This window comes from Rubrivivax gelatinosus, from assembly GCF_016583785.1.
GTDB lineage: Bacteria > Pseudomonadota > Gammaproteobacteria > Burkholderiales > Burkholderiaceae_C > Rubrivivax > Rubrivivax gelatinosus_B.
Genome location: NZ_NRRU01000058.1, coordinates 24,527 through 34,021 on the forward strand (window position 1 = coordinate 24,527; position 9,495 = coordinate 34,021).

Annotated in this window: 15 protein-coding genes; 7 read left to right on the top strand and 8 right to left on the bottom strand. The window is 72.4% G+C overall.

All coding sequences use genetic code 11. The features are described 5' to 3' along the window. Positions 1-58 precede the first annotated feature (58 nt). Positions 59-301: a hypothetical protein gene (locus CKO43_RS15665; RefSeq protein ID WP_200379194.1), complete on the bottom strand. Its 243-nt coding sequence runs from the start codon at positions 299-301 to the stop codon at positions 59-61. 228 nt (positions 302-529) lie between these two features. Here CKO43_RS15665 and CKO43_RS15670 point away from each other — a divergent pair, with 228 nt between their 5' ends. The 3 genes from CKO43_RS15670 (at position 530) to CKO43_RS15680 (ending at position 2,956) form a co-directional block, all read left to right on the top strand. Next, on the top strand, positions 530-967 hold the full coding sequence (locus tag CKO43_RS15670) for a hypothetical protein (protein ID WP_200231529.1): 438 nt from the start codon (positions 530-532) through the stop codon (positions 965-967). 134 nt (positions 968-1,101) lie between these two features. Next, positions 1,102-1,509, top strand: coding sequence for a response regulator transcription factor (locus tag CKO43_RS15675; protein WP_200231530.1), 408 nt, complete (start codon positions 1,102-1,104; stop codon positions 1,507-1,509). 82 nt (positions 1,510-1,591) lie between these two features. Further along, entirely contained in the window at positions 1,592-2,956 is a 1,365-nt protein-coding gene (locus CKO43_RS15680; protein WP_200231531.1) for a CHASE3 domain-containing protein, read from the top strand. Between the two features lie 27 nt (positions 2,957-2,983). Here the strand turns inward: CKO43_RS15680 and CKO43_RS15685 are convergent, their stop codons facing one another. From CKO43_RS15685 to CKO43_RS15705, 5 genes are all read right to left on the bottom strand, one after another. After that, complete coding sequence (locus CKO43_RS15685; RefSeq protein ID WP_200379195.1) at positions 2,984-3,433, bottom strand: BON domain-containing protein; 450 nt, start codon at positions 3,431-3,433, stop codon at positions 2,984-2,986. After that, a complete protein-coding gene (locus CKO43_RS15690) occupies positions 3,430-3,591 on the bottom strand; it encodes a hypothetical protein (protein ID WP_200231533.1) in 162 nt (53 codons plus the stop codon). The genes CKO43_RS15685 and CKO43_RS15690 overlap by 4 nt, the downstream gene beginning before the upstream one ends. A gap of 8 nt (positions 3,592-3,599) precedes the next feature. Then, positions 3,600-3,986, bottom strand: a complete 387-nt coding sequence (locus CKO43_RS15695) for a hypothetical protein (RefSeq protein WP_200231534.1) — start codon at positions 3,984-3,986, stop codon at positions 3,600-3,602. Between the two features lie 16 nt (positions 3,987-4,002). Continuing rightward, complete coding sequence (locus tag CKO43_RS15700) at positions 4,003-4,167, bottom strand: DUF1328 domain-containing protein (RefSeq protein ID WP_200231535.1); 165 nt, start codon at positions 4,165-4,167, stop codon at positions 4,003-4,005. A gap of 175 nt (positions 4,168-4,342) precedes the next feature. Beyond that, on the bottom strand, positions 4,343-5,794 hold the full coding sequence (locus CKO43_RS15705; RefSeq protein ID WP_200379196.1) for a phospholipase D-like domain-containing protein: 1,452 nt from the start codon (positions 5,792-5,794) through the stop codon (positions 4,343-4,345). 102 nt (positions 5,795-5,896) lie between these two features. Here CKO43_RS15705 and CKO43_RS15710 point away from each other — a divergent pair, with 102 nt between their 5' ends. The 4 genes from CKO43_RS15710 to CKO43_RS15725 all read left to right on the top strand — a co-directional run bounded on the left by CKO43_RS15710 (position 5,897) and on the right by CKO43_RS15725 (position 8,397). Further along, positions 5,897-6,322 carry a hypothetical protein gene (locus CKO43_RS15710; RefSeq protein ID WP_200379197.1) on the top strand — a complete coding sequence of 142 codons (426 nt, stop codon included), beginning with the start codon at positions 5,897-5,899 and terminating at the stop codon, positions 6,320-6,322. Positions 6,323-6,353: 31 nt separating this feature from the next. After that, positions 6,354-7,751 (top strand): class II fumarate hydratase, encoded by a 1,398-nt coding sequence (fumC, locus tag CKO43_RS15715; RefSeq protein ID WP_200379198.1) that lies wholly within the window; start codon positions 6,354-6,356, stop codon positions 7,749-7,751. Positions 7,752-7,888: 137 nt separating this feature from the next. Further along, complete coding sequence (locus tag CKO43_RS15720; protein ID WP_200231539.1) at positions 7,889-8,074, top strand: DUF1328 domain-containing protein; 186 nt, start codon at positions 7,889-7,891, stop codon at positions 8,072-8,074. Next, complete coding sequence (locus CKO43_RS15725; RefSeq protein ID WP_200231540.1) at positions 8,071-8,397, top strand: hypothetical protein; 327 nt, start codon at positions 8,071-8,073, stop codon at positions 8,395-8,397. The genes CKO43_RS15720 and CKO43_RS15725 overlap by 4 nt, the downstream gene beginning before the upstream one ends. 100 nt (positions 8,398-8,497) lie before the next feature. Here the strand turns inward: CKO43_RS15725 and CKO43_RS15730 are convergent, their stop codons facing one another. Together CKO43_RS15730 and CKO43_RS15735 are read right to left on the bottom strand one after the other, a co-directional pair. Continuing rightward, positions 8,498-9,007: a pyridoxamine 5'-phosphate oxidase family protein gene (locus CKO43_RS15730; RefSeq protein ID WP_200379199.1), complete on the bottom strand. Its 510-nt coding sequence runs from the start codon at positions 9,005-9,007 to the stop codon at positions 8,498-8,500. Between the two features lie 139 nt (positions 9,008-9,146). Continuing rightward, a partial coding sequence (locus CKO43_RS15735) for an ABC-type transport auxiliary lipoprotein family protein (protein WP_200379200.1) occupies positions 9,147-9,495 on the bottom strand: 349 nt, incomplete at its 5' end.

A 9,495-nucleotide genomic window follows, 5' to 3' on the forward strand; every position in this document is an offset into this window, starting at 1 on the left:
CGCTGCGCTGCAGCGGCATTGAGCGACGTCAAGCGCGCCGATGGCGCGCCGAGGGGGGTCAGGGCACGACGATGAGCGCGACGTGGGAGTTGGGGATGGTCACCGCGGCCGAGGCCTGCAGCGTCTGCGGCGCCTGGAGGCCGGCGGTTGCGGCGGCACCGGCGCGCCGCTGGGCCTGGGCGCGTTCGACGGCGGCGGTCAGCAGGTGCACGTAGGCCGCCAGCAGCGCCAGGACCAGCACGGCCCCCCAGAGCAACCAGGCGTTCAACAGCGGCGGGCGGATGGTGTTGTTGGACTTCATGGCGGCTCCAGCGGATGGCACCACTGTCGGGCCGGCGGCGCGGGCGCCGTATCGGCCCGCGGCGCGACAGGCTGTAGGACGAGCGGCAGCGACGCGGTCGCGGCCGCCCTGGCGACGGGCAACCGGCCGACAAACATCGCGCTTTCGCACCGACAGACGCGGCGGCCGGCAGCGCCGACGATTGGCGCCATGGTCCCCGCTCGTGGGGACGCCCTACAGGAGAGCTCAATGAAACTGCAACGCCCCCACCGTATCGCCGCGCTGGCCGCGGCCGTCGCCACGATGGCCCTGACGCTGCCGGCCATGGCGCAGGCGCAGAACGCCGACCCGGCCGCGACGACCGCGATGGCCGAGCACGAGGCGTCGCATCGCACGATGGCCGCCGACGCGCCCTCGCGTGCCGAGGTCCGCAGCGACTACCAGGAAACGCGCGCGGCCGGTGCCGTCATGCCCGACGGCGAGGTCGGCGACACGCCGCGCACGCTGATGGCACGCGAGCAGTACAGCCAGGCCAAGGGCGAGGAACTGCGCGCCGAGTACGAGCGCCAGGCTGCGGTCGATGCCGCCGCCGCGCAGTCACAGTCGCAGCCGCAGGCGCCGATGGCGCCATTCGGTGCCCAGGACAGCTCGATCATGCCGCCCACTGCCCCGACCCAGCCGCAGTGACGTAGGAGCCGTCCGACAATCGATGGCGGCGCGCGGTGATTCGCGCGCCCCTCGCTTGGCGGCACACTTGGCCGCGACGTCACCCCGTTCACCGATCGCCCGCACCCCGCGGCAGCGCCGAGCTGCCGGTCTTTATGCCAGCCGTCAACGCCTTCATCGTCGAGGACAGTCCCATCATCCTGGAGAGCCTCGTCGCCACGCTCGAGGAGCTCGCGCCGGTGAAGGTTCTCGGCACCGCCGCCGACGAGTCCAGCGCCATCGACTGGCTGCGCTCGCGGCCCGAAGACTGCGATCTCGTCATCATCGACATCTTCCTCAAGTCGGGCTCCGGCCTGGGTGTGCTGCGCCAGGCGGCGCAGTCGGGGGTGCGGGGCCGGCGTGTCGTGCTGACCAACTACGCCACGCCTGACATGCGCGAGAAGTGCACCGCACTCGGCGCGCACCGCGTCTTCGACAAATCCAACGAGCTCGACGAACTCATCAGCTATTGCATGCGCCTGTCCGAAGGCGGCGGCAACACCGCGCCCGGATCGCTGAACTGAGTCGCCCCTCGCCGACAAGGGCCGGGGCGCACACGTACAAGATGGAGGGGGCCCGCCGTCGCGGGCCCGACGAGGGGTGAAGATGCAGATCGGCCTGGTTACCCGCTTGCGGCGCAGCGTGCTCGCGCTGCCGATGGCCGCGCTCGCGGCCCTGATCATCCTGGGCATCAACGAACTCGCCTACCGCGACTCGGTGCAGTCGCTGGACCTGCTGGGCGTTCGTGGCGCGGCGCGGGTCGACCTGCAGCTGATGCGTGGCGCCCTGGTCGACGCCGAAACCGGCGAACGCGGTTACCTGCTCACCGGCCGCCAGGAGTACCTCGGCCCCTACGAGAAGGCAGCCGAAACGGCGCCCGTGGTGATCGCGCGCCTGAAGACCTATTTCGCCGACGACCCCGAGGCCTCGGCGCTGATCGATTCGATCAACACGGTCGTCGAGCAGCGCCTGTCCGAGCTGGCCACCGCGGTGCAGCTCTACGACGAAGGCCGGCACGAGGCCTGGCACGAGCTGCTGATGTCCAACATCGGTCTGGACAAGATGGACCGCATCCGCAGCCTCGCCCAGCAGCTGCTGGAGCACGAATCCCAGCTCATCCAGGCAGACCGCAGCGGCGTCTACCAGACGCTCAGGCTGCAGCGCATCGGCGTCAACGCCATGACCGCGCTCAGCCTGCTGGCGCTGATCCTCTTCGTACGCCAGACCGCCAACTTCGACGCCGTGCAGCGCCAGCACGCGATGGCGCTGCAGGCCGAACGCGACCATCTCGAGACCGAAGTCGCGCGCCGCACGCGTGACCTGACCGAACTGGCCCGTTACCTGCAAAGTGCGCGCGAAGACGAACGCAGCCGCCTGGCGCGTGAGCTGCACGACGAACTGGGTGCGCTGCTGACGGCGGCCAAACTCGATTCCGCGCGCTTGAAGCGCAGCCTGGGCGTGATGTCGCCCGAGTCCGAAGCGCGGCTCAAGCATCTGAACGACACGATCAACGACGGCATCGGCCTGAAGCGCCGCATCATCGAGGACCTGCGGCCGTCCTCGCTCAGCAACCTGGGCCTGGTCGCGGCGCTCGAGATCCAGGCGCGCGAGTTCTCGCAGCGCTCCGAAATCCCGGTGCGCTGCGATGTCGACCCGGTGGCGATGAGCGACAGCGCCCAGATCACCGTTTATCGCCTGGTGCAGGAGTCGCTGACCAACATCGCCAAGTACGCCGGCGCGCACGAGGTCAAGGTCAGCCTGCGCCGCGATGGCGAGCGCGCCCTCATCACCGTCGAGGACGACGGGCGCGGCTTCGACCCGCAGGCGGTGCGTGGCACCGCGCACGGGCTGATGGGCATGCGCTACCGCGTCGAGTCGCACGGCGGCGCGATGCAGGTGCATTCCGCTCCCGGCGAAGGCACGCGCATCGACGCCTGGCTGCCCACGGTCGAAGAGACCGCAGCCGCCTGATCAGGCGGCGCGGTCCCGTGGCCGCGATCAGCTCTTCTTCACCTCGAGCCGGTTCTCGACGTCCTTGACGCCGTCGACCTTGGAGGCGATGCGCGTCGCCCGTTCGCGCGCCTCGGCATCGGGGGCGCTGCCCTTGAGCACGACGCGGCCGGCAGCGGTGTCGACGTCGATGCGCAGCGCGCTCAGCGACGGGTCCTTGGCCAGTTCGGCGTTGACGCTGGCGGTGATGGTGGCGTCGTCGATGTGGGCGCCGGCCTTGTCGGCGGCATTGCCGATCGCGGCACCGGTGCGTTCGGCGGCGTTTTCGACGGCGTTGCCGGCGCGCTCGGCGGTGTTGCCGGCGGTGGTGGTGGCGGCGTCGACACGTTCGCCGGCGCTGCGTTCATCGTTGCGGTTGCAGGCGCTGAGCGCCAGTGCGGCGACGGCAGCGGCCAGCACCGTGAGCGCCAGCGGGCGGCGGGAAGGTTCGTGATTCATCGGGTTTCCTTTCGAATCGGTTCAGGGTTCGGTTGGCCGCCGGCGCACTGAGGCGCCGGCTCGGCCGGTATGGACGGCTTTTGCGGCTCGGCCGGCGGCGTGCCGCCATGCAGCCAGCGCCGCACGTCGTCGAGCCAGGCGTCGCGGTCGTCGTCCATCGCCGGCCTCAGGAACGGCGGTTGCGGCGGCTGCGCGACGCGAAGGCGCCGATCAGCAGCGCGACGACAGCGCCGGCAGCCGCGGCCACCAGCACCGACTTCAGCGGCTCGTCCTTGATGTAGCCGGCGGTGCGCTCACCCGCGACGTCGACGCGGTGGCGCACGTCGGCGCCGATCGCGCGCGCGCCGTCCAGCCGGCGACGGGCGAAGTCCTCGACCTGGGCCTTGGCCCGGCCGAGCAGTTCGGGCGTGCGTTCACGCGTCTCGTCCAGGCCGTCGTGCAGGCTCTGGCGCGCCTGGTCGACGAAGCGGCGGCCGTCGGCCCAGGCGGCGTCGGTGCGCGCCGACAGCTCGTCGATGGCGGCGTGGGCGCGGGAAGTGTTGTCTTGGTTCATGTGTCTGGCTCTTTCTTCAGGATTTGCGGAGCAGGCTGACGACGAAGCTGACGACGGCCATCACCAGGAAGACGAAAAACAGAACCTTGGCAATGCCGGCAGCGCCGGCCGCGATGCCGCCGAAGCCCAGGACCGCGGCGATCAGCGCCACGACCAGGAATACCAGTGCGTAATGAAGCATCTTGTGGGCTCCTCTTGATCTCGCGGGCGTCCCGTGCCTGCCCGCTCGTTCGTTCGGGTCGCGGCACCGTGCCGCGTTGAAGTCATTCTTGGAGCCGGGGAGGCTGCCGGGCAGCGGTGCGGGCCGCGGCCCGCTGTCGGTGGGGGAAGCGCACCCCGGTAGGAGGCGGACTACGTCACCACCAGCGCTCGAACATGCGCGCCAGCCCTTCGCCCGCGCGTTGCCACCACGGGCGCTGGCGCCAGGCCTGCAGCGTCACCGTCTCGCTGGCGGCGAGGTCGCGCCGGAACAGCGCTTCCATCGTCTCGCCGAAGTCGGCGCCGACGACGAACGCGTCGACCTCGTCGTTGAGCACCAGGCTGCGCCAGTCGAGGTTGCTCGAGCCGACGCTGGAGACGACACCGTCGATGACCGCGGTCTTGGCGTGCAGCACCGCGTCCTGGAGTTCGTGGATCTGCACGCCGGCGGCGAGCAGGCGCTCGTAATGGCTGCGCCCGGCGTGCAGCACCGGGCGGAAGTCGCTGCGCGAAGGCAGCACCAGCTGCACGTCGACGCCGCGCTGCGCCGCCTCGGCAAGCGCGTCGATCATCTCCGGCGTCGGCGCGAAGTAGGCCATCGTCAGGTGCACGCTGCGCTGCGCGGCGTCGATCGCGCCCAGCAGCAGGGTGTACAGGCGTGAATAGGGTTCGGCCGGCCCCGACGGCACGATGCGCACCAGCTGCTGCCCGGTGGCGGCCGCCGCCGGCTTCAGCGCCGGCGCCAGCTCGCCCGGGCACTGCTGGCGCTGCCAGGTCTGGCGCACCAGGTCCTCCAGCGCCGCGGCCGCCGGCCCGCGCAGCTCGATCTGGGTGTCGCGCCAGCCCGCGTCGGGGTCGCGCGGCTTGCCGCGCCGGCCGAAAGAGCCCGAGGAGTAGACCGCGCTGATGTTGATGCCGCCGGTGAAGCCGGTCTCGCGGTCGACGACGAGGATCTTGCGGTGGTCGCGGTGGCTGATGTTCCAGTAGCTGCCGCGGGTCGCGCCGGGCGCGATCGGGTTGAACTCGCAGACCGCGATGCCGTCGGCGCGCAGCCGGTCGAAGAAGGCGCCGCTGGTGCCGATCGAGCCGACCGCGTCGTACATCAGCGCCACCGCCACGCCTTCGGCACGTTTGCGTGCCAGCAGCGCGGCCAGGCGCTCGGCGACCTCGGCATCCTCGACGATGTAGCTCTCGAGCAGCACGCTGTGCCGCGCCTGTTCGATCGCCGCGAACATCGCGGCGAAGGTCGCCGGCCCGTCGACCAGCAGCCGGGCGCGGTTGCCGGGGTACAGGTCGGCGTCGCCGAAGCTGGACATCACCGCCAAATGGCGGCGCACGAGCTCGCCGTCGCCCTGGGCGGCCACGCGGGCGAGCAGCCGTTCGCGCTCTGCGCGTTTGAGCCGGCCACGATGGTTGACGAGGTCGAGGTCGCGTGCGAGTGCACCCGGGCTCGGTGCCGCGCCCTGTGCCACGATCGGGTCGACACGCTGCGCCACCGGGTCGGCGGCGCAGCCACCCAGCGCCAGCAGCAGCGCCAGCAGCAGCGCCAGCAGATGCCCGCCGGGCGAATGCTGCGGCCTGCTCCGCGCCGGGACCGTGTCGCTTGCCATCGCTGCTCCCGCGGCCCGCGCCGCGCGGGGTGCAGCAGGCACGCGGCGTGCCCGTCCACCCCCCGCGGGCACGTGCACCGTGCCGACCGCCTGGAGAACTTGATGCAAAAGACTGTGATTGCCGCTGCCTGCCTGGCCGCGGCCCTGGCCGCCGACGTGTTCGCCGCGGCCCCCGCCGGCGACGGCCCCGACGCGCGTTACCAGCGCGAGCGTGCCGCCTGCCTGAGCGACCCGGGCGGCGCCGCGGCGTGCCAGACCTGCCTGCGCGAAGCCGGCGCCGCGCTTGCCGAAGCCCGCCGCGGCCAGCTCGGCGACGACAGCGGCCCGCAGCAGTGGCGCGCCAATGCCCTGCGCCGCTGCCAGGCCCAGCCGGCCAGTGAACGTGAACTCTGCGAGCGCCTGACCCTGGGCGAAGGCCGCCAGCAGGGCTCGGTGCAGGAGGGCGCCATCGTGCGCGAACTCGTCACCGTGGTGCCGGGCGCGCCCGTCCCGCCGCCTCCGCCGCCGCCGCCTGCCACACCGCGCTGATCCCGCGGCGCGCCGATTGCCCGGCGCGCCCATGCAGACCTCTTCGCCCACCCGTACCGAACACGACAGCTTCGGCGCCATCGAGGTGCCGGCCGACGCGCTCTGGGGCGCACAGACCGAGCGCAGCCGGCGCAACTTCGCCATCGGCGAGCAGCGCATGCCGCTCGCGCTGGTACAGGCGCTGGCGCACATCAAACGCGCCGCCGCCCAGGTCAACGCCGAACTCGGCCGGCTCGACGGCGCCAAGGCCGACGCCATCGCGCGCGCCGCTGCCGAGGTCGCCGCCGGCGGTTTCGACGAGCACTTCCCGCTGCTCGTCTGGCAGACCGGCTCGGGCACGCAGACGCACATGAACGTCAACGAGGTCGTCGCCAACCTCGCGTCGCGTGCGCTCGGCGGCCCGGTCGGGCCGGGGCGGCTGGTGCACCCGAACGACGACGTCAACCTCGGACAGTCGTCCAACGACGTCTTCCCGAGCGCGATGCACGTCGCCGCCGCGCTCGCGGCGCAGCCGCTGCAGGCCGCGCTGGCGCGCTTGCGCGGCCTGCTGCATGCCAAGGCCGAGGCCTGGGGCGGCATCGTCAAGATCGGCCGCACCCATCTGCAGGACGCGACGCCGCTGACGCTGGGCCAGGAGTTCTCGGGCTACGAAGCCCAGCTCGGCCTGGCCGACGCGGCGCTGCGCCAGGCGCTGGCCGGCGTGTGTGCGCTGGCGATCGGCGGCACCGCGGTCGGCACCGGCCTGAACACCCACCCCGAGTTCGGCCAGCGTGTCGCCGCGCGTCTGGCGCAGGACCTGGGCGCGCCCTTCGTCGTCGCCCGCAACCCCTTCGCCGCGCTCGCGGGGCACGAGGCCCTGGTGCTGCTGCACGGCACGCTGAAGACGCTGGCGGTGGCGCTGATCAAGATCGCCGGTGACATCCGGCTGATGGGCAGCGGGCCGCGCGCCGGCCTGGGCGAGCTGCGACTGCCGGCGAACGAACCCGGCAGCTCGATCATGCCGGGCAAGGTCAACCCGACGCAGGTCGAGGCGCTGGTCATGGTCTGCATCCAGGTGCTGGGGCACGACGCGGCGATCGGCTTCGCCGCCAGCCAGGGACAGTTCGAGCTCAACGTCTGCAAGCCGCTGATCGCGCTCGACGTGCTCGACAGCCTGCGCCTGCTGGCCGACGCGATGGACAGCTTCGCGGCCCACTGCGTCGAGGGGCTGGAGCCTGACGAGACCCGCATCCAGGACCTGCTGCAGCGCTCGCTGATGCTGGTGACCGCGCTCGCGCCCCACATCGGCTACGACCGCGCCGCGGCGATCGCCGAACACGCGCACGCACACGGCCTGGCGCTGCGCGACGCGGCGACCGGTTTCGGCGGCCTGACGCCGGCGCAGTTCGACGCCTGGGTCGACGTGCGGCAGATGCTGGGGCTGGCGTGATCGGCGTCTTCCTACAGCCGTGCTCGTGTGCCGCCGACAGCGGCGCGTGGCGGCTTCCCACCCTGGCGCCCGAGGCGGCTGCCTACGCTGTCCATCACGGTCCGGTGCTTTCACCGGCTCCGGACGCGAGGTGGTCCATGCTGCAACTGGCCGTCGTCTTCTTCGTCATCGCGCTGGTCGCCGGCGCGCTCGGTTTCACCGGAGTGGCCGTCGGCGCCGCCCAGGTGGCCCAGCTGCTGTTCGTGCTCTTCCTGGTGCTCGCGATCGGCGGCTGGCTCTTCGACCTGCTGCGCCGCCGCCGCGCCCGCAAGGTGCCGCGATGAGCCCCGCCCGCCGTGTCCTGTGCGCCGCGCTGCTGCTGCCGGCCGGCTTCGCCTGCCAGGCGAACGATTCGGTGCTCGAACGCCTGGACCTGCGCGTGTCCAGGCCCGAGCGCCACGCACCGCGTTTCATGCTCGTGCCGGAACCGGCGTTCACGCTGCCGGCGCCGAACACGCTGGCGCGGCCGGCGCTGGCCTTCAAGGACGGCGAAGGGCCGCTGTCGCTGCCGGTCGGCGCGCTGCGCGTGCGTCTGTCGGGCGATTCGTCGCTGTCGCTGCGGCCGCGCAGCCACGGCCTGAGCGTGGCCTGGCGCAAGCGCTTCTGAGCGCGCGGGCCAGGCGAGCGGACGAAAAAAACCCCCGCTCCGAGGGCCGGAGCGGGGGCAGTCGGGCGACAGGGTCGCCCGGCGCATGACGCGCTTTGGATCAGGCGCCGTCGCCGACCTTCAGGTGCTCGTGTTCGCCCATGCCGATCGGCCGCGCGGCGGCCACCGAAGCTGCCATCGCCGCCAGCCGCACCACCTGGCTGTGCGGGCCGTCCCAGGTCTCGGCGCTGCGCGGCGCGAAGCGCAGCAGCGTCAGGTCGGGGTCGTGCTCGCCGTCCGGGAACCACGGGCGCGCGGCCGCGCTCCACAGCGCCGCCTTGCGCTCGGCGCTGTCGACGATCTCGGCCTGCCCGGTGATCGAGACATAGGTCGAGCGTGCAGTGTCGACGAAGGCCAGGTTGGCCTCGCTCGCGCCAACGCCCAGCAGCGGCTGCATCGTGCGCTGCGAAATGAAGAACCAGAACCGCCCGTGTTCGTCGAACTCGAGCGGGGTCAGCGGCCGGCTCTTCAGCTCGCCGCCTTCGGCCAGCGTCAGCATCGCGAAACGCTGGCCCTCGAGTGTCTCGGCGAGGCGGCGTCCGTCTTCGCTGGTTTGGGGGCAGATCTTCATGGCGGCATCCGGGTGGTCGGCGGGGGCGCCGGGACCGCGGGTGTGGCACCCGCGGCGTTCAGCCCCACTGTAGGCAGCCGCTGCGGCGCGCCGGTCGGAACAGCTGCCTCCTCGCCGTAGGACACGCGCGCGACCGGTGTCAGCCGGTGGCCACCAGCCGCGCCAGCCGCCACAGCACGCGCCGGTGCGCTCGCACGATCTCCTCGGCCGCGGCGGAGCCGGCGGGCTCCTTCAGCGTCGCGCTGCCGGCGCGCGGCGGCACGCGCCCGGCGGGATCCTCCAGCCACCAGCGGGCGACGCAGAGCACGCTGCCGGCGGCGTCGGCCTGCAGCTCGAAGGCCAGCCGGGTTGCGACCGCGTCCTGGCGGATGCCGAGTTCGTGCAGACGCTGGCTCTGCTGGCGCAGCGTCTTCAGTTCGGCCGGCGGCAGCGCCAGCGCGTCGGCCTCGCGGCGCAGCGCGGTGGCGCGGATCGCTTCGGTGCGCGCG